The sequence below is a fragment of the Wolbachia endosymbiont (group A) of Volucella bombylans genome, assembly GCF_964026965.1.
GTDB lineage: Bacteria > Pseudomonadota > Alphaproteobacteria > Rickettsiales > Anaplasmataceae > Wolbachia > Wolbachia pipientis.
Genome location: NZ_OZ034717.1, coordinates 851,669 through 870,658, shown reverse-complemented (window position 1 = coordinate 870,658; position 18,990 = coordinate 851,669). Strand labels below are relative to the sequence as shown.

Sequence of the window (18,990 nt, the reverse complement as noted above, 5' to 3'; positions counted from 1 at the left end):
TAATGTTTATAGCTAAACGACAATCGTCATCCCGCTGCTTGTTAGCGGGATCTATGCTTTGAGATACCGCGAATAAATCGCGGTATGACGTAGAGCTCGCGTTAGCTATACTTTTATGCTTACCAACTCAGTATCCAATCAAAATCCTGGATTTCAGTGTCAAGCACTGAAATGACACCAAAAGAGCTACTGCTGTTTTGGATGGAAACCAGTGTCAGCTACTTGAATCTGCCACGCAAATTGCCTGCAAATTGCAATGTTCGTACAGCTGTGCGTCATGCGCTGGAATGGCATCAAGGGGTAACTTTTTATTTAAACAATGATTGTAAAATGATTATAATAAGAGATCTATTGAAATTTTAAAGTTATTAAATATTGACGCTATATACTTAAGTGTTAAAATAGAATGAAAAGTTTTTAGGAGTTTATATGGCAGCAGGTGGGAAAGCAAAGACAGCTAGTAAAAATAACCCTACTCAGCGTAAGAAAGCTGAGCAAAAAATGTATAAAGATAAACCGGTAAAACCTGTTAGATATATAGATCGTGATTCGCGCATGAATTATATGTCTGCTCAATATGACAACGGCAATCTGGTTGAAGATGAGGTAAGCGGCAATCCTATAAAGTGGGAAGCTGTATAATAGTTGTGGTTAAAGTTACTATTAATTCTAAGGAATGTGAAGTAGAGCATGGGCTCACTATAATTCAAGCTTGTGAAGTCGTGGGCGTTGAAATTCCACGTTTTTGTTATCATGAGCGTTTAGCAATTGCTGGTAATTGCAGAATGTGTTTGGTTGAAGTGGAGGGTGGACCTCCAAAACCAGTAGCCTCTTGTGCAATGCCAGTTGCAGAAGGGATGGTTATTCACACTGATACCCCTAAGGTTAAAAAAGCACGTGAAGGTGTGCTTGAGTTTTTGCTAATTAACCACCCGCTTGATTGCCCAATTTGCGATCAAGGTGGTGAATGCGATTTGCAAGATATCACGATGGCTTATGGGAAAGGAACCAGCAGACTTGATGAGCATAAGAGGGCTGTGCCAAAAAAACACTTCGGACCACTGATTGAGACTGCGATGAATCGATGCATTCATTGCACTCGGTGTGTTAGATTTTTGTCTGATGTTGCAGGTACAAATGAACTTGGAGGAATCGGAAGGGGAGAAAATGTAGAGATTAGCACTTACATAAAAAGGCATATTAGTTCTGAATTATCTGGAAATATCATAGATCTCTGCCCGGTAGGGGCTTTAACTTCAAAGCCTTACTCCTTTACAGCGCGTCCATGGGAGCTATCACATTGTGAGACTATAGATGTGCTAGATGCTGTGGGCAGCGCAATTAGAGTTGATTATCGTGGCCCGGAGGTTATGAGGATATTACCAAGGCTGAGCGAAGAGGTAAATGAAGAATGGATATCAGATAAAACCCGCTTTGCCTATGATGGACTAAAAGTTCAGCGTCTTGATCGACCTTATATAAAAAAAGATGGTAAATTAGCCCCAGTTGATTGGAATGAAGCATTAACTGTTGCTGCAAAGAAATTAAAGAATACAAAATCAAATAAAATAGCTGCAATTGCAGGTGATTTAGCAGATTGTGAGTCTATGCTTCTACTCAAAGAAGTGATGCAGAAGCTCGGCTCGGGGAATATAGACTGTAGGCAAGATGGTGCAAAGCTTATACCAAGTAATCGTGGATCGTATGTGTTCAATACCACTATTGAAGGTATAGAAAATGCAGATTTATGTCTGCTTATAAATACAAATCCAAGGATAGAAGCACCGATTATTAACGTAAGATTGAGAAAGAGATATTTACAGGGCAACTTTCCTGTTGCAAGTGTTGGTCCTAACATTGAATATTTGTATCATGTTGAGAAATTGGGCGATAATCCTGATATTTTGAGTGAAATAGCAAATGGAAATCATAAGTTCTGTGAGCTGCTGAGTGCTGCTCAGAGCCCTATGCTGATTATCGGTCAAGATGCATTAGTAAGAGACGATTCTGAATCAGTTCTAGTTCTAGCTGGCAAAATTGCAGAAAAATTTAACATGGTCAGAGATGACTGGAATGGCTTTAATATGCTGCATAAAGCTGCAGCAAGAGTTGGTGGGCTAGATACTGGGTTTGTTCCTAAAAAAGGCGAAAGGGATATTAATCAAATATTGGAACATGCAGAAAGTGGTGAAATAGAAGTGGTTTATCTTCTTGGTGCAGATGAAATTGATACATCAAAATTAGAAAATACATTTGTAATTTATCAAGGTCATCACGGTGATAAGGGTGCACATGTGGCAGATGTTATCTTGCCTGGTGCTGCATATACAGAAAAATATGCAACTTATGTAAACACTGAAGGTCGAGTGCAAAGAACAAATTTAGCTGTATTTCCTCCAGGTGAAGCAAAGGAGGATTGGTTAATTATTAAAAATCTCTCGCAATATTTGGATCTTTGCTTACCATATGATAGTTTATTTGACGTGAGAAAAAAATTAGATACTATCGGTCCACAGTTTAGAAATGCTGATCAAGTGGTAAAAAACACATGGGTACCAATCAGCAGCGGTGAAATAAGCTTAAGTAATACACCTTTTACTTTAAAGGAGTGTAATTTTTATATGACGGATTCAATAAGTCGCGCTTCAAAAATAATGGCAGATTGTACTAAAGCTTTTTATGAACACGCTAGTTAATATTTTATTTATTTTAGTACCGCTACTACTTTCAGTTGCATATTTGACATACTTTGAGCGTAAGGTCCTTGCTGCAATTCAACTGAGGCACGGCCCAAGTGTAGTTGGACCTTTTGGGCTATTGCAGCCATTTGCAGATGCTATTAAGCTCCTGATTAAGGAGCCGATAATACCATTTAGAGCGAGCACCATACTGTTCATTATGGCTCCAATGCTTACCTTTATCTTGGCATTAATTGCCTGGGCAGTTATACCGTTTGGTGCTGAAGTAATTGTAAAAAATGGCCAGCAAGTAGTGATTCCTAAGGTTATAGCAAATATTAATGTTGGAGTGCTTTATGTGCTAGCTATATCGTCGCTGGGAGTATACGGCGTAATTATTGCAGGCTGGTCAAGCAATTCTAATTATGCATTTCTTGGCGCTATACGGTCGGCTGCTCAGATGATTTCATATGAAGTTTCAATAGGCTTAATAGTTGCTACAGTCGTTATTACCACTGGAACATTGAATCTTGGAGAAATGGTAGTGGCAAAACATAATATGCCATTTTGGGTTGATTTACTACTAATGCCTATAGGAATAATATTTTTTATTTCTTTGCTTGCAGAAACTAATCGTCACCCATTTGATTTACCAGAAGCTGAAGCAGAGCTTGTCTCTGGATATAACGTTGAATATTCATCCATGCCTTTTGCCCTCTTTTTTCTTGGAGAATATGCAAATATGATTTTAGCAAGTGCTATGATGACAATATTCTTTCTGGGGGGATGGTATCCTCCGTTAGAGCTTGGTTTGCTTTATAAAATTCCAGGTTTGATTTGGTTCGTTTTGAAGATAGTTATACTTTTATTCGTATTTATTTGGATTAGAGCAACAATACCTCGTTATCGATATGATCAGCTAATGCGCCTTGGTTGGAAAGTATTTTTACCAATATCAGTGTTTTGGGTGATACTCATTTCAGGGGTGTTGCTCTTTACTGGGAATTTGCCTGGATCCAATGTTTAATTTCCCAAATACAAGATTAAGACGCAGGCGCTCGAGCAAATGGGTTCGCAATTTAACAAGTGAAAATAGTTTATCAGTAAATGATCTGGTTCTTCCTCTGTTTGTTCATGACAGAGAAGAAACAACTGAACCAATTTCTGGCTTACCAGGCGTAAAGTGTTATTCAATAGATGGATTAGTGTCTATAGTTAAGGAAGCTAAAGATTTAGGGATTAATGCTGTTGCAATTTTTCCTGTAGTTGATAGTAAACTAAAATCTGAAAACGCTGAGGAAGCATATAATTCTGACAACTTAATCTGCAGAGCAATTTGTGCTGTAAAATTAAAGGTACCTGAAATTGGTATTATTGCAGACGTTGCATTGGATCCATACACTATTCACGGCCATGACGGCATTTTAAAAGATAATCAGATGGATGTAGAAAACGATGAAACTATATCAGTGCTGTGTAAGCAAGCGTTTGCTTTAGCGAAAGCAGGATGTGATATAGTTGCTCCTTCTGATATGATGGATGGTAGAATAGGAAGAATCAGAAAATCATTAGATGATAACAACTTTCAAGACGTATTAATATTATCTTATGCAGTGAAATACTGCTCTAGCTTCTATGCTCCATTCAGGCAAGTCGTTGGTTCATGTGGGCTATCACATTCTATAGACAAAAGTGGTTATCAAATGGATTATAAAAATGCGCGCGAAGCAATGTGCGAAATTGAAATGGATATAAATGAAGGTGCAGATTTTATTATGGTTAAACCGGGTATGCCATATTTGGATATTATCAAAACAGCAAGTGATAAGTTTAATTTTCCGATTTTTGCTTACCAAGTAAGCGGTGAGTACGCAATGATAAAAGCTGCTGCAAATAATGGCTGGCTAGATTATGACAAGGTGATTTATGAATCTTTGATTGGTTTCAAACGTGCGGGTGCAAGTGCAATATTCACTTACGCTGCACTTGATATTGCAAAAAATTTAAGTGCATAAGCCCTATAAAATTATTAAATTTTTGGCGCACGTTCTTCTACTGTTGCTGCATATTACTTAAAGTTTTCCAATACATGTTTTAAGTTGTTGATAAGTCCGTTACAATACAGTATTATAAATAATATAAACCAAGTGTTACTTAGAACATGGGGATTTTTTTTAAATTTTTGGGAAAGATGCTAGGTAAGGTTTTTCCTGCCAAAACAGTAAGCTCTCTTTTAGGAATAGGATATTTACCAAGTTGGCAGAACTATTGGTCTTCTTTTTTAATATTATTTATTGTCGATGTTATATTAATTCTTACATATGGAGGCGAATACTTACTATATAAAATGCCAGACTCAGGAATAGTTGTAGCTGCTGTTTTTACAAAATTGGCAATAGTTATGTTAGTAATGCAATTAATTGGAATATTTATTTTTCATGCTCAAGACCCTTCAGCAAACAGTGGTGAAGAAATAGTAATACAAATAGCGTCAGGGCAAGTACTGACTGTAGCACTTTCAATGCCAGCAATAATGTCAATTTATTATGCTGTAAGTAAACTCTATGGGAATATATGTAAGCAGATGTTTCAATGCCCATTTTGGTTTAATGATTTTATGCACTTTTTCTTTTTTCTTATGATACCTTACGTATTTTTTAATGTCGTAGAAGTGATAAAACCATGGCCAATAAGTTCAATACAGCTCAGCTATAATAATGCAATGTCAATTACATTTGAGGGGATTTTTCACACATTTTATGCGGTGATTTTACTGTATTTAACAGCATTTATATTCTGCGATTTAACTATGCGTGATGCAATTGTCCTAAATAAAAGCATAATTCAGTATGTGAGGGAAAGTTCAGCAGTTTTAGGTGATTATTTACATAGTGCTGCAAAAAAAATAAATATTGAATAGTACTTATTTATTTATATATTTAGTATAAAAAGTGTACAATTTGTGTGAACTTACAAAGTATAATAAAAGAGTTACAAGATTTTTGGGCTGGTGAAGGGTGCGTTATACTTCACCCATACACATCTGAAGTTGGTGCTGGTACATTACATCCTGCAACAATTATGTCTGCAATTGATACAAAACCGACAAAAATTGCATATCTACAACCAGTAATTAGGCCATCAGATGGGCGCTATAGTGATAATCCTAATCGCTTGTATCAACATCACCAATATCAAGTTATAATAAAGCCATCTGGTAATAATTTACAAGACGTCTATTTAGATAGCTTAAAAGCTCTTGGCATATCTACAGAAAAATATGATATTAAGTTTGTTGAAGATGATTGGGAAAACCCAAGTGTTGGTGCATCAGGACTTGGATGGGAAGTTACATGCAATGGAATGGAAGTAACACAGCTTACTTATATACAGCAAGTTGGAGGGATTGACTGCAAGATGATTCCTGGTGAGGTGGCATATGGGTTGGAACGTTTAGCAATGTGCATACAAGGTGTAGATAATGTTTACGATATAATTTGGAACGATAACGGTGTAACTTACGGAGATATTTTTAAACAAAGAGAATATGAATTTTCTTATCTAGCGTTAGATTATTATGATACTAAAGTGGTACAGCAGCAATTCGAAGATACGGAAAAATTGTGTAAGTTCCTTATTGAAAAGGAGCTACCAATGGCAGCTTATGACCAATGTATTAAAACTAGTCACCTACTTAATCTGCTTGATGCAAGAGGTGTGCTTGGTGTGAATGAACGTACAGCTTATATTGGTAAAGTTAGAGAGCTAACAAAAAAATGTTGTGAATTGTACATGAGTAAATAGCGTATGTCGTTGCAGTTGTTATTTGAGTGCCTTTCAGAAGAAATACCACCGAGAATGCAGAATTCAGCTACAGTTCAAGTTAAGAGCTGTATTGCCAATGTTTTTAACAAAAATAATGTAAAATTTACATCAATGGAGGTTTTTATAACGGCACGTCGCATTACCCTATTTGTCGACAACATAAATGCTTTGGAGCTAAAGGATTCCAATAACGAAGTTAAGGGACCAAACATTAACGCACCAAAAAGTGCTATCGAAGGTTTTTTAAGAAAATATCAGAAAAATGAAGAAGATTTGCTCGTTCGAAAAGTAAATAATGAGGATTTTTACTTCATTAAAAGAGAAAGCTGCTCATTTAACATTCAAGAGTTTCTTAAAAATCAACTAGGAGAAATATTAAAAAATTTCTCTTGGCCAAAAAGTATGAGATGGGGCAAAGGAAAAGAAAGGTGGGTTAGGCCAATTAAAAACATTTTATGCATTTTAAATGATGAAATAATACCTGTATCTTTTGCAGGGATTACAGCATCTAACACAACATATGGCCATCGATTTCTCTCAAGTGGTACGGCGCTTACTGTTAAAACACCTAAAGACTATTTTGAATTGCTAGAAAAAAACAGTGTAATTCTCCAAATGGACAAAAGAAAGCAATTTATACTAGATCAGATTAATAAATTCACAAAAGAGCAGAATTTACAACTTGAGAAAAATGATTATTTACTAAATGAATTGACAGGGCTTATAGAGTGGCCAATCGTACTGTTTGGTGAAGTGAATCAAGAAAAGTCATTTGGATTAACGAAGGAAGTAATACTTAGTATAGTTAATACACAACAAAAATACCTTGCTTTAAGTAATGGAAAGAGAATTTCACACTTTGTCACTGTTGTCAACGTCAACAATGGTGAAGTTGTTAAAGGACACGAAAGAATATTAGAAGCACGTCTTGCTGATGCCCAATTTTTAATATCTCAAGATAAAAAGGAAAATCTAGATTATTATGTCAAAAGATTAGGTTCAATATTATTTCATGCTTCACTTGGCAGCGTGGGGGAAAAGGTGAAGCGTATTACGGCTTTGTCAAAGTATATAGCTATATTTATTCCACATGCTTCGCTGATAAAAGTTGAACGTGCTGCATATTTGGCAAAAGCTGATTTGGCAACATCGATAGTAAGAGAGTTTCCAGAATTACAAGGAGTAATGGGTGGATATTATGCTTCTTATTTTCAAGAAGATAGAGAAATAGTGGAAGCTATAACTGAGCATTATAAGCCAATCGGGCCAGAGCAGGAGTGTCCTAAATCTCCTTCTGCAATTGCTGTGTCAATTGCAGACAAAGTGGATAGCTTAGTTGGTTTAATTGCAGCAGGTGAGAAAATCTCTGGTTCGTATGATCAATTTGGTTTGCGGAGAATGACAATTGGTATAATTAGGACAATACTTGAAAATAATTTGCATGTTCCAATTAGGCTAATGATAGACAAGTCAGTATCTTTATATTCAAGGCTTCTATTTAATAAAAATACAGCGTCAGTTGATAAGCCGAATAGAAAACAAATTTCAGAACTAGTATTTAGATTTTGCTTAGAAAGATTCAAGGTTATTTTAAAAAATAGAGATATAAGGCAAGATGTTGTAGATTCAATACTATATAAAATCGATATTAATGATCTGCTGACAGCAGAAAAGCAAACTGTTATATTGGATCGTTATCTTAGTACTCCAGAAGGTGAACAAATTCTAAGCACTTACAAAAGAGTCAGTAACATGATGAGCAAAGCAAGGAAAAGTGATGGCACTACTTATAGTGCATCTTACGGTAAGAGGTTTTTGATTGAAAGTGAAGAAATTGCGCTATCAAATTGTGCTATAACTGCTTGTAAAAACATAAAACAAGCGATAAAAAATAACCACTTTAATGTAGCACTTGATGAACTTGCTGGTTTTGCTCCGTTTATCAATCAGTTTATGGACAGTATAAAGATTAACTGTGATTCTGATAAGCTGAGAAGAAACAGATTATCTTTGCTTGAAAATGTAGTTTCCATCTTTCATTTAGTAGCAGATTTTAACCTCATACAGGTTAAGCAATGGATAAATGCTCAGGCAATATAAAGAACAAATCAAATCATCTCCACAGTCCTGTGGCGTGTATAAGATGGTCGGAGATAAGAATAAAGTTTTATATGTTGGAAAAGCAAAAAACTTAAAGTCGAGATTATCCGACTACCTTCAATTCGAAAACCTTTCTGAACGAATTAGAGTTATGCTCTTACAGGTTATTAAGGTTGAAATATTCATCACTGAGAATGAAATCGAAGCACTGCTTCTTGAAGCACAGCTAATAAAATCATTGAAACCACTTTATAATATTGTGCTCAAGGATGGAAAATTTTATCCTTATATAACAATTTCCAAGCACGATTATCCAAGAATAGCAAAATATAGAGGCAAATTTAAGAAAAATGAGTTTCATTATTATGGTCCCTTTACATCTGCCGCTGCTGTTAAGCAAACTATATTGTCATTGCAAAAAGCTTTTCTCCTAAGAGTATGTTCAGATCAATACTTTTCCTCAACAAAAAGACCATGTATTGAATATCAAATTAAGCGCTGCTCAGCACCATGCATAAACAAAATCACAAAAGACGACTACTGCCAATCAGTAAAACAGGCACGAAATACATTGCTTGGAAGAAATAAGGAAGTGAAAGAACAGTTACTTTTCACAATGAGAAAGTGCAGCAGTGAAGAAAACTATGAGCTTGCTGCTATATATAGAGATCGGGTAAAGTTTCTTGAGCAAATTCAAATACAGCACACGGATTTTTCTTTTGAAAAAGATGCAGATTTCTTCAGTATTGTACGTGAAGAGGATCTAGCATGTATTAGTGTGTTATCGTTCAGAAATAAAGACAACTACGGCAGCACTCCTTACTTTGCCGAGAACTGTGGTGATCACTCAAATGATGAAATTTTATCCACCTTTTTGGTCAATTTTTATAATTCAGCTAACATACCTCCAATACAAATTTACGTTCCAGATTCTATTGTGGATAAGGAAATTATAGAACAAGCACTATATAAGGTTGCTCAAAAGCCAGTAAAAGTTCTGCATGCAAAGAATAAAAAAGAGCGTGATTTATTGAAATTTGTTTATGATAACTCTCAGCATAGCTTAGAGCAGAAGCTTATCGATTATAGGAATAACCTAGAAAAGCTTGAGGAGCTTAGCAAAATCTTCTTGTTACCAAATATTCCAAAGCGTATTGAGGTTTATGACAATAGCCATATATTTGGAAACCAACAAATTGGTGTAATGGTTGTTGCAGGGCAGGAGGGTTTTTTAAAAAGTGAGTACAGAAAATTTACTATAAAGGAAAAATTTTCAGGCGATGACTATAAAATGATGAGGGAAGTGCTAACCAGACGTTTCTCCGGCAATATAAAAGGCATAATACCTGATTTTTTACTGATTGATGGTGGACCAGGACATGTTTCCATAGTACAGAATGTACTGGAAGTATTGAATATAAACGTTCCTTTTGCTTGTATGGCAAAAGGTCCTGATCGTAACGCAGGAAATGAAAGATTTTATATGCTGGGCAGGGAAGAATTCAGTCTGGCAAATGACAGCAAAGTCATGCTTTACTTACAATCGCTGCGTAATGAAGCCCACCGTTTTGCGATAACTTCACATAGAAAAAAACGCGATAAACAGTTTATAGTTTCACAATTAAGCAAAATACCCGGCATTGGCAACAAAAGAAAAAAAGCGTTGATGTCTTATTTTGGTTCAGTGAAAAATATAAGCAAAGCTTCTCTGGCTGAAATTCAAAACGTACCTGGAATTAGTAAAGGTTTAGCAGAAGTCATTCTTAAATACGTGAATTATAAGAGAGGAGTACTGGAATGACACAAAACCCGTTTTATTATTAGGGAATTTATATCTTAAAACCGCAAAAAAAGGTGTGCGTATTTGTGAAAAAAAATCTCCATAAAATTTGTGAAGCAATGTGGTGGGACTAGTGCGATTCGAACGCACGACCTTCGGATTAGGAGTCCAACGCTCTATCCTGCTGAGCTATAGTCCCGTGTTTCCTACCATTCATGTAAAGTTATAGCAAAAAATCCTTTCTTTTCTAGATTTCTTGCATAACCAATTTATGACGACAAAAAACATTTCTGTACTTCTTGAGTATAATGCTATTATATTTAATAACATGGTTTAAGTAAGATTAATGCTAGTTAACAATATTGGTTATTTCTATAACAATCAAAACGACTTTGCTTTAAGCAATATAAACATTAAAGTAAAGAAAGGAAATGTTGCATGTTTATTGGGGCATTCTGGCTGTGGCAAGTCAACAATTTTGAAATTAATTACGGGGATAGAAAATCCAAAATCTGGAACTATTTTTATAAATGATAGGTTAGTTGCAAGTAATAAGGCATCAGTCGCTATAGAGCATAGAAATATCGGATTGATTTTTCAGCATTCTGCATTATTTCCTCATAAAACAGTAGTAGAAAATATAACCTTTGCTATCCGCAGCTCTTCCAAGAGAGAAAAGCACCTAATTGCATTGGAAATCTTGAAGTTACTCAATATAGAAAAATATGAAAATATGTACCCTAACGCCTTATCTGGAGGACAGCAACAATTAGTTGCAATAGCAAGAGTGATGGCACAAAACCCTGATGTTGTGTTGTTAGATGAACCATTTTCTAATTTAGATATACTGCTCAAGTGCCGAATAAGACAACATATATTGTCCCTTTTTAGAAGTAAAAATATCCCTGTGCTAATGGTAACTCATGACCCGCAAGAAGCATTGAAAGTTGCAGATTTTATCTACGTAATGAAAAATGGTAAAATTATTCAATCAGGAGTTTCTAGCGATATATACCATAAGCCTAAAGATGATACGCTAGCAAAGTTTTTTAGTGAGCTCTCTTCTACTCTACAGTTAAGCGAAAAGTTTCCACTTATTCGCTGCAAGAAAATAATCTAGTTTGGGATTGTTATAAAATAATTAAAAAACCTTGATTTATAATTAAATAAAGGTGATATAATCTATGTGTTACTTGACTTCAGTCAAGTTTTAATATTTAAAGGTCAATATTTTAAATGGAGGTGAAAATGAGTTTAGGACCATGGCAATTGTTTCTAGTCTTAATAATAATTTTAGTTCTGTTTGGTGCAGGCAGATTACCGCAAGTTATGGGTGATTTAGGAAAAGGCATCAAAAACCTTAAACAGGAGCTTAAGGACTCAGAAAAATTATCGTCTAATGAACCAGATCGTTAGCGTCCTCATACTTCGTGACATGCACCTTAGTGCATGTCATCTGTTTAAAAACTTAGTCAGGTTAAAGAATGAAAGAGATGAAGTGTTGGTATGAAATAAATAACAAATATTGAAATACAGCAACAACTATGTTAGCTTAAGAGGAATATTTTATTAAAGGATAATTGTGCAAAAAAGTGAGAAACTAACTAAAGATAAAAAACTAGCTTCTGATATTCTAAAAGAGGTTGCAGATACCAATAACAATGATAGCAATAAAGTAACTTTGTTTGACATTAAAACAGCTTTGCATGAGCGTGGTTTTGGTATTTTAATAATCATCTTCTCCTTGCCGCTATCGGTGCCTATACCGGTTCCACCTGGTTATACAACTATTCTTTCTATACCTTTAATCTTATTCTCACTGCAGCTTCTATTTGGATTTGATTCTCCTTGGATGCCCAGTTGGCTAGAAAGAAGATCTTTTCAGCGTTCAACACTAGCTCTTGTGGTAGAGAAAACTTCCCCTGTATTAGAAAAAATAGAAAAATTCATGAAGCCAAGACTGTCTTTCATTTTCTATGGGCCTGGTGAGAAGATTCTGGCTTTTATGATGTTGCTTTGTGCAATAATAATAGCTCTTCCATTACCTTTTACTCACTTCCTTCCTGCAATTGGCACAACTCTTATTTCACTTAGCATTATGAGTAAAGACGGGTTTCTATCCATATTGGGAGTTTTAGTATCATTGTGCGCGTTGTTGCTTACTCTTGTTGTAATAGTCAAAGGACCACAACTTATAACCGGAGCACTTTCTCTTCTTAAAAGCTTTACAACACTTTAACAAAAGAACGAATTACTAGCGCAAAATGAATAATGCATATTGAAATAAAACAATAATTGTGTTAAGAATTATTTTTATCAAAGGTTTTTCGTGTCAAAAAATGATAAGTTGACTAAAAGTGATAAATTAGCTTCTGATATTCTAAAAGAAGTTGCAGATACCAATAACAATGATAGCAATAAAGTAACTTTGTTTGACATTAAAACAGCTTTGCATGAGCGTGGTTTTGGTATTTTAATAATCATCTTCTCCTTGCCGCTATCGGTGCCTATACCGGTTCCACCTGGTTATACAACTATTCTTTCTATACCTTTAATCTTATTCTCACTGCAGCTTCTATTTGGATTTGATTCTCCTTGGATGCCGCATTGGTTGGAAAGAAGGTCTTTTCAGCGTTCAACACTAGCTTTTGTGGTAGAGAAAACTTCTCCAGCATTAAAAAAAATAGAAAAGTTCATGAGACCAAGAATGTCTTTTATTTTCTATGGGCCCGGTGAAAAAATTTTAGCTTTTATAATGCTGCTTTGTGCGTTATCAATAGCTCTTCCACTACCTCTTACTAACTTCATTCCTGCAATTGGTACGACTCTTATTTCGCTTGGTATCATGAGTAAAGATGGGTTTCTATCCATATTGGGAGTTCTAATATCATTGTGTGGGTTATTGCTTACTCTTGTTGTAGTAGTCAAAGGGCCACAACTTATAATTGGGGCATTTTCTTTTCTCAAAAGCTTTGTATATGGTTAGGCTTTACAACACCTTAACAAAAAAAAAGGAACTTTTTACACCAACCGATAAAGATCATGTGAAAATGTATGTTTGCGGACCAACAGTATATGACACAGCACATATAGGCAATGCACGATCTGTTGTTGTGTATGATGTGTTATTTCAGCTACTCAAGTTTTGTTATGGCAAAGTTACCTATGTGCGTAACATAACCGACATTGATGATAAGATAATTAATGCAGCAAGCGAGAAAAATAGCAACATAGAAAGTATAACCACATATTACATTAAAGCTTTTCATGATGATATGGAAAGCATAAATTGTAAAGAGCCAACACACGAGCCAAAAGCAACGGAAAACGTAGATTATATTATAAAATTAATTGAACATTTACTGCAATCAGGCCACGCTTACGAATCTGACAAACACGTGTATTTTAATATAGAATCTTACCATGAATATGGTGCTTTATCAGGAAAAAAAACTGATGAATTGGTTCCAGGTAGCAGAGTTGAAGTTAATGAAAATAAAAAGCACCCTGGAGATTTTGTGCTGTGGAAGCCTGCAAATGATATTGACTACAAACTTTCAAGTTATTGGAATAGCCCATGGGGAGAGGGCAGGCCTGGATGGCATATAGAATGCTCAGCAATGTCATATGCTTACCTTGGCAAAGATTTTGATATTCATGGTGGCGGCATAGATTTACAATTTCCTCACCATGAAAATGAAATTGCACAGAGTAAGTCCGCATTTGCTGGATCAATGTTTGCAAAATACTGGATACATAACGGCTTTCTTACAGTAAATGAAGAAAAAATGAGCAAGTCCTTATTTAATATAGTCAAAGTAAGGGATTTGCTAGATAGTGGAATAAAGGGTGAAGTAATACGCTATGCACTGCTCAAAACTCACTACAGAAAACCACTTGATTGGACAGAAAACGTTATTTCTGATGCACAGGAAACCTTAAACAAATTTTATCGGTTATTACGTGGTTTAGATATAACGAATATTGATGAAAGTAACGCAGAGATTTCTAAAGATTTTATAGACGCTTTAAAAAACGACTTAAACATCCCTGAAGCTCTAGCTATATTACATGAAATGGCTGCAAAAATCAACAAAATGAGTAATGAAAGTGAAAAGCTTAAATTAACTGAGAGTTTTGTTAAGAGTGCCAGATTTATTGGTCTTCTTGAGTCAAGTTATGAAAAGTGGTTTGCTGTGGATGTAAATCATCAAGAAATAGAAAGGTTGATAGACTTAAGAAAAATTGCAAAAAAAAATAAAAATTACGATACTGCAGACAAAATAAGAAATCAGTTGAAACAAATGGGGATTACAATTTCTGACAATGAAGATGGTACAACAACCTGGTAAATTCATATGGAAAACTACTTCCTGTTATTCACAGATAGTCTAGTATCATCATTAGTCTTACCCATACATCAAGGTTTTGTGTTCAATACCATGCTTTATTTCAGGTCGTATCACACTCCACTACTTATGTTATTTTTTGGAGTACTAGGATCAAGCCTTGGTGGAATAGTTAACTGGTACTTAGGTAGAATAACAATCTCTATACGAAAATCATACCACAAACTAGAGAACGAGCATAAAACACCAAAAATCGTAAGAAATCTACTGATTTGTGCAGTTGCATTACTTTCGTGGGTGCCAGCACTTGGAAGTGTGATTCAAATTTTATCAGGTTATTTTAAGTTAAACCTTTATATCCTTGCCCCTTTAATCATTCTATCTAATTTCTTCTATTTGTTATATCTAATACTTACTTTTGGCGTATAACAGCTATAGTACTACAGCTATTAAAGCCCACTTCTGTCATCCTATGCCCTGATAGAAGCGGAGCTATAAATTAAATGCAAAATTTCAATAGTTATAAGGATGCACCATGAGCTAAAAGTAACTTTATTTGAAAAAATTTCTCTTATACAAATATCATCAGGAGCAAGGTAGGACATTTGTAATTTTCCAAATTACAAATGTTGTTTTAGTATAACAGTCACTTTTATATTTGGATTCAAAGTCAAGCAGTTTTTCTGCTTCTTCTTCATATTCTTTCAGGTAGTCACTAACACTAATTTTTTTCTTACTTCTACGACTTAGTACAATATTGCTTTCGTTTATATATTTTACTGCTTGCCCCAAAGCTAATGGAAAATACTGCAATTCTTTTGTTAGTTTTTTTATTTCTTCATCTTGTAAATTATTTCTTATATTCAAAGCCTTCTTCACAAACCTCAAAGCTTCTGTTTCAGTAAACTCATCTAATTGTATTACTTGTATCTTACCTTCCTCTTCTCCTACTTTCCAATCTTTACTACGAGAAGTAATTAATACGCAAGGCTTGTTATAGTCCTGGCCTAAAGAGAATGGCAAAAACTTACTAATATCCTCATATCCCTCAGCATTATCAAAAATGAACAGGCTTTTCCTTCCCCTTCTTGCAAAGAAAGCATATATTTCTTTAACAATAGTTTCTATCGTCTTGTCATTTCCGTACTTATCCTGGGGAGGAATACCTAGTTTATCATCCTCAGCTAACTTCAGAAAAGAATTCTTCATAATTCCAAAGTTTTCAGCGTTTACCCATACAACATTGCCATCATAATCTTTTCTATATTCATAAGCGTATTTCCTAGCTAACTCACTTTTTCCTATTCCTCCAAGACCACCGATAACAACCATTTGTGATATTGCCGTTAGTTTGCCAGTACTTTCATGCAATTTACCATATATTTCTTGCAATTCGCTGTCCCTCCCAACAAACATCTCAACTGGATATACCATATTAAACTGAATAGGCTTCTCTATCTGCTTGTTATTCTGTGTTGTTGCAACTGCATGTATTTTATGCAGTGTTTTACTATCCTTACGCTGTTGTTTTGCTATTTTACCTATTTCTTTATTCCCTTTCTCTACTTCTTGTCTTATCTCACTTAAAGTACTAGCACACATCTCTACTTTTCGGAAAAGCTCTTCGCCTTCTTTATGTGAAAGGAAACGTCCTTCTCTATCCTTCATCCAACTCCACATTTTCATAAAAAGCGCGTTGTAAGCAGTTTCGTCATTACCAAAGTAGTTGAACTTTTCGATCAATTTGTTACTTATCTCATTTTTGATTAATCCTTCCAGTTCAGCATGGTTAGGTAAATTAACTGCAAACACCAATTTATCTGGAAATTCCTCTATTTTCTTATTTATTTCTCCATCGCTAACTTGTCCACCTACCTCACCCTTTATAAAATCCATATTCTCTTGCAAGTGTGAGATAATACTATTATCAAATTTATATCTTACACTACTGCCTATATTCAGAAACTCATCTTCTGTGTTCATTCTTGTAAATGAAATTCCCTTATCTGCTAGACTTTCAAAGTCAAAACCGACATTTGTGGCAATAAAAAAATCCTTTATTTCACCCTCAAACTCTCCACTACTTTTGATCTTTAAATAAGCAATGAGATATTTTATTAAGCCAAACGCACCATTCTTTCCCGGTGTTAATAAGTCACCTATGCTGATCTTTTTGTGCCTGCCCTGCCTGTGCTTGACTTGTATGAATCTATGTACTATTTTCCCATCTTGTTCATACCGAAGAACAATATCATCAAAATCCTTAGCTGATTTTTTCTCTGTGAATAGGCGGAAAGAATACTCTCTATCTACTGCATGTTTAGGAAACAGCATTAGCCATCTCGCTTGATACATAATACCATGAAAGGTGCGCTTAACTGCCGAGCAGGATAATCTTACAGGCACCTCACTCTAATCTCTCACTCAAAATTGAATTCACCACATCAGGGCTGGCTTTTCCTTTGGTAAGTTTCATAACTTCGCCGACAAAGAATCCGTATAACTTTGTTTTACCGCTTTTGTATTCTTGAACTTTATCTTGGTTGTTATTGACGATTGTGTCGATAACTCCTGATATTTGACCTCTATCGGTTATTTGTTTTAGGTCTTGCTCTTCTATAATTAAAGATGCAGGTTTGCCAGTTTCAAACATACTATCGAATACCTGCTTGCCAAGTTTAGCAGAGATTGTTCCATCAACGATAAAATCTAAGAGTTCGGACAAAGCATTTGCTTTGATTGGGGAGCTCACAATATCAATACCTGCTTTATTTAAACGACCGAAAAGCTCTACAGTTAACCAGGTGACCGCGAGCTTTGAATCATGTTTTTTTATCAATTCCTCAAAGTAATCAGCAATCGCCTTATCGGAAGTAATGACGTTTGCATCGTATTCGTTGATACCCAATTCCTCAATGTATCGCAGCTTTTTTTGATCTGGCAACTCAGGCAAAGATGATTTAATAGAATCGATTTTATCCTGGCTTACCTCAACAGGTAATAAATCAGGCTCAGGGAAGTATCTATAGTCGCTTGCATCTTCTTTGTTTCGCATCACTTTTGTTTTTCCCGAAGCAACATCAAACAATAAGGTATCTTGACTTATTTCTTCCCCACTTTCTAAAATTTCAATTTGTCTTTGTATTTCATAGTCTATAGCTTGCACAATATAACGTATCGAGTTCAGATTTTTTATCTCACAACGAGTGCCAAGTGCGCTACTGCCTTTTAGGCGGACAGAAACATTTGCATCACAACGAAGTGATCCCTTTTCCATATCACCATCACACGAACCAATGTAACGCAAAATCTGCCTCAATTTTTTCATGCATTCTGCAGCTTCCGCAGATGAACGGAGATCTGGTTCTGAAACAATTTCCATTAAAGCAACCCCTGCACGATTTAAATCTACATAAGTTTTGCTTTCCTCATGAACGCTCTTTCCTGCATCTTGCTCTAAATGAATTCTCGCAATTCTTATTTCTTTTTCATTGTCGTTGATAAATACTCTACCGTTTTTAACTATTGGCTCAAAAAACTGAGTTATCTGGTAACCTTGCGGTAAATCAGGATAAAAATAATTTTTCCGATCAAAGTAAGAATACTTATTAATTTCTGCAGAAAGTGCAAGACCAGTGCGTATTGCTTGCTCTATGCAGTAATAATTTAGTATTGGCAGCGTACCTGGCATTGCCGCATCAACTAGAGAAACTTGAGTGTTATGCTCAGCACCAAATTCCGTTGATGAGCTAGAAAATAGCTTCGTATTAGAAGAAACTTGAGCGTGTACCTCAAGCCCAATTACCGCTTCCCAATCCTCTTTCGTCATGTATTTTATTTAAATGATAATCTTAATATTCTGCAAAATTAGCACAAAAAGTCAAAACAAAACTCATGTTAGCTAAGTGGTATGCAGATTGTTTTACCCATAGAAACGGGTTAAATGCAAAAGATTACTTGACAAGCTTCGCCAGCCCTCTTATCATAAAATTGAAGCTATTTATTTATCTTCTCTGTACAGATTAAATGACAAAAAAACTCACGTATCTGGCGTCTCATGTTTAATTTTTTGCACTATGTGCACCTTATGTCTTTATAAAACTTCTACCTACATAAGCTGAAACGCGCTTATAAAGCGTTTAAAACATAAAAAAACGCCAACTTAAAAAATGGATAGTGAATAACTAGCTACCCTAGGGTTTCTTTTGCCTTTTTTTTCGTTTGGTAAATTTCTTAATGTTTGTAGCTAAACGATAAC

The 18,990-nt window shown here is 35.2% G+C and carries 17 protein-coding genes and 1 tRNA gene; 15 read left to right on the top strand and 3 right to left on the bottom strand.

Features of this window, described 5'->3' with window-relative positions; all coding sequences use genetic code 11:
• Positions 1-171: 171 nt before the first annotated feature.
• From AAGD51_RS04355 to uvrC, 9 genes are all read left to right on the top strand, one after another.
• On the top strand, positions 172-363 hold the full coding sequence (locus tag AAGD51_RS04355; RefSeq protein WP_236515137.1) for a hypothetical protein: 192 nt from the start codon (positions 172-174) through the stop codon (positions 361-363).
• A 66-nt stretch (positions 364-429) separates the two neighbouring features.
• Positions 430-642 (top strand): hypothetical protein, encoded by a 213-nt coding sequence (locus AAGD51_RS04350; protein ID WP_006279675.1) that lies wholly within the window; start codon positions 430-432, stop codon positions 640-642.
• 5 nt (positions 643-647) lie between these two features.
• Positions 648-2,696 (top strand): NADH-quinone oxidoreductase subunit NuoG, encoded by a 2,049-nt coding sequence (nuoG, locus tag AAGD51_RS04345; RefSeq protein ID WP_236515136.1) that lies wholly within the window; start codon positions 648-650, stop codon positions 2,694-2,696.
• A complete protein-coding gene (gene nuoH / locus AAGD51_RS04340; RefSeq protein WP_236515135.1) occupies positions 2,680-3,705 on the top strand; it encodes an NADH-quinone oxidoreductase subunit NuoH in 1,026 nt (341 codons plus the stop codon). Before nuoG ends, nuoH begins: the two co-directional genes overlap by 17 nt.
• Positions 3,698-4,693: a porphobilinogen synthase gene (hemB, locus tag AAGD51_RS04335; RefSeq protein WP_151807767.1), complete on the top strand. Its 996-nt coding sequence runs from the start codon at positions 3,698-3,700 to the stop codon at positions 4,691-4,693. Before nuoH ends, hemB begins: the two co-directional genes overlap by 8 nt.
• Before the next feature lie 146 nt (positions 4,694-4,839).
• Positions 4,840-5,598: a hypothetical protein gene (locus AAGD51_RS04330; RefSeq protein WP_006279670.1), complete on the top strand. Its 759-nt coding sequence runs from the start codon at positions 4,840-4,842 to the stop codon at positions 5,596-5,598.
• Positions 5,599-5,642: 44 nt separating this feature from the next.
• Positions 5,643-6,482: a glycine--tRNA ligase subunit alpha gene (locus tag AAGD51_RS04325; protein ID WP_077188493.1), complete on the top strand. Its 840-nt coding sequence runs from the start codon at positions 5,643-5,645 to the stop codon at positions 6,480-6,482.
• Positions 6,483-6,485: 3 nt separating this feature from the next.
• Positions 6,486-8,603: a glycine--tRNA ligase subunit beta gene (glyS, locus tag AAGD51_RS04320; protein ID WP_236515134.1), complete on the top strand. Its 2,118-nt coding sequence runs from the start codon at positions 6,486-6,488 to the stop codon at positions 8,601-8,603.
• Positions 8,587-10,404: an excinuclease ABC subunit UvrC gene (uvrC, locus tag AAGD51_RS04315; RefSeq protein WP_182318997.1), complete on the top strand. Its 1,818-nt coding sequence runs from the start codon at positions 8,587-8,589 to the stop codon at positions 10,402-10,404. Before glyS ends, uvrC begins: the two co-directional genes overlap by 17 nt.
• 101 nt (positions 10,405-10,505) lie before the next feature.
• Here uvrC and AAGD51_RS04310 read toward each other — a convergent pair.
• A tRNA-Arg gene (locus AAGD51_RS04310) sits at positions 10,506-10,582 on the bottom strand.
• A 147-nt stretch (positions 10,583-10,729) separates the two neighbouring features.
• On the opposite strand from AAGD51_RS04310, the gene AAGD51_RS04305 reads away from it, so the two are divergent.
• The 6 genes from AAGD51_RS04305 (at position 10,730) to AAGD51_RS04280 (ending at position 15,161) form a co-directional block, all read left to right on the top strand.
• Positions 10,730-11,503, top strand: coding sequence for an ABC transporter ATP-binding protein (locus AAGD51_RS04305; protein WP_236515133.1), 774 nt, complete (start codon positions 10,730-10,732; stop codon positions 11,501-11,503).
• Positions 11,504-11,631: 128 nt separating this feature from the next.
• Positions 11,632-11,799: a twin-arginine translocase TatA/TatE family subunit gene (locus AAGD51_RS04300; protein WP_006013840.1), complete on the top strand. Its 168-nt coding sequence runs from the start codon at positions 11,632-11,634 to the stop codon at positions 11,797-11,799.
• 166 nt (positions 11,800-11,965) lie between these two features.
• Positions 11,966-12,622, top strand: a complete 657-nt coding sequence (locus tag AAGD51_RS04295) for an exopolysaccharide biosynthesis protein (protein ID WP_010962397.1) — start codon at positions 11,966-11,968, stop codon at positions 12,620-12,622.
• Between the two features lie 90 nt (positions 12,623-12,712).
• Complete coding sequence (locus tag AAGD51_RS04290) at positions 12,713-13,369, top strand: exopolysaccharide biosynthesis protein (RefSeq protein ID WP_151807773.1); 657 nt, start codon at positions 12,713-12,715, stop codon at positions 13,367-13,369.
• The gene (gene cysS / locus AAGD51_RS04285; RefSeq protein WP_236515131.1) at positions 13,362-14,735 is read left to right on the top strand and encodes a cysteine--tRNA ligase; all 1,374 of its coding nucleotides are present in this window, start codon (positions 13,362-13,364) and stop codon (positions 14,733-14,735) included. The genes AAGD51_RS04290 and cysS overlap by 8 nt, the downstream gene beginning before the upstream one ends.
• A 6-nt stretch (positions 14,736-14,741) precedes the next feature.
• Positions 14,742-15,161: a YqaA family protein gene (locus AAGD51_RS04280; protein ID WP_077188498.1), complete on the top strand. Its 420-nt coding sequence runs from the start codon at positions 14,742-14,744 to the stop codon at positions 15,159-15,161.
• Positions 15,162-15,317: 156 nt separating this feature from the next.
• Here the strand turns inward: AAGD51_RS04280 and AAGD51_RS04275 are convergent, their stop codons facing one another.
• Positions 15,318-17,138 carry an NB-ARC domain-containing protein gene (locus tag AAGD51_RS04275; protein WP_341810381.1) on the bottom strand — a complete coding sequence of 607 codons (1,821 nt, stop codon included), beginning with the start codon at positions 17,136-17,138 and terminating at the stop codon, positions 15,318-15,320.
• A 1-nt stretch (position 17,139) separates the two neighbouring features.
• The gene (gatB, locus tag AAGD51_RS04270) at positions 17,140-18,561 is read right to left on the bottom strand and encodes an Asp-tRNA(Asn)/Glu-tRNA(Gln) amidotransferase subunit GatB (RefSeq protein ID WP_077188500.1); all 1,422 of its coding nucleotides are present in this window, start codon (positions 18,559-18,561) and stop codon (positions 17,140-17,142) included.
• Positions 18,562-18,990: the final 429 nt, after the last annotated feature.

Bases quoted from the DNA above. Each gene is read 5' to 3' on its own strand.
- hemB (WP_151807767.1), top strand. From the start codon at position 3,698: ATGTTTAATTTCCCAAATACAAGATTAAGACGCAGGCGCTCGAGCAAA.
- glyS (WP_236515134.1), top strand. From the start codon at position 6,486: ATGTCGTTGCAGTTGTTATTTGAGTGCCTTTCAGAAGAAATACCACCG.
- nuoH (WP_236515135.1), top strand. From the start codon at position 2,680: ATGAACACGCTAGTTAATATTTTATTTATTTTAGTACCGCTACTACTT.
- AAGD51_RS04330 (WP_006279670.1), top strand. From the start codon at position 4,840: ATGGGGATTTTTTTTAAATTTTTGGGAAAGATGCTAGGTAAGGTTTTT.
- AAGD51_RS04350 (WP_006279675.1), top strand. From the start codon at position 430: ATGGCAGCAGGTGGGAAAGCAAAGACAGCTAGTAAAAATAACCCTACT.
- cysS (WP_236515131.1), top strand. From the start codon at position 13,362: ATGGTTAGGCTTTACAACACCTTAACAAAAAAAAAGGAACTTTTTACA.
- AAGD51_RS04305 (WP_236515133.1), top strand. From the start codon at position 10,730: ATGCTAGTTAACAATATTGGTTATTTCTATAACAATCAAAACGACTTT.
- AAGD51_RS04300 (WP_006013840.1), top strand. From the start codon at position 11,632: ATGAGTTTAGGACCATGGCAATTGTTTCTAGTCTTAATAATAATTTTA.
- gatB (WP_077188500.1), bottom strand. From the start codon at position 18,561: ATGACGAAAGAGGATTGGGAAGCGGTAATTGGGCTTGAGGTACACGCT.
- AAGD51_RS04280 (WP_077188498.1), top strand. From the start codon at position 14,742: ATGGAAAACTACTTCCTGTTATTCACAGATAGTCTAGTATCATCATTA.
- uvrC (WP_182318997.1), top strand. From the start codon at position 8,587: ATGCTCAGGCAATATAAAGAACAAATCAAATCATCTCCACAGTCCTGT.
- AAGD51_RS04355 (WP_236515137.1), top strand. From the start codon at position 172: ATGACACCAAAAGAGCTACTGCTGTTTTGGATGGAAACCAGTGTCAGC.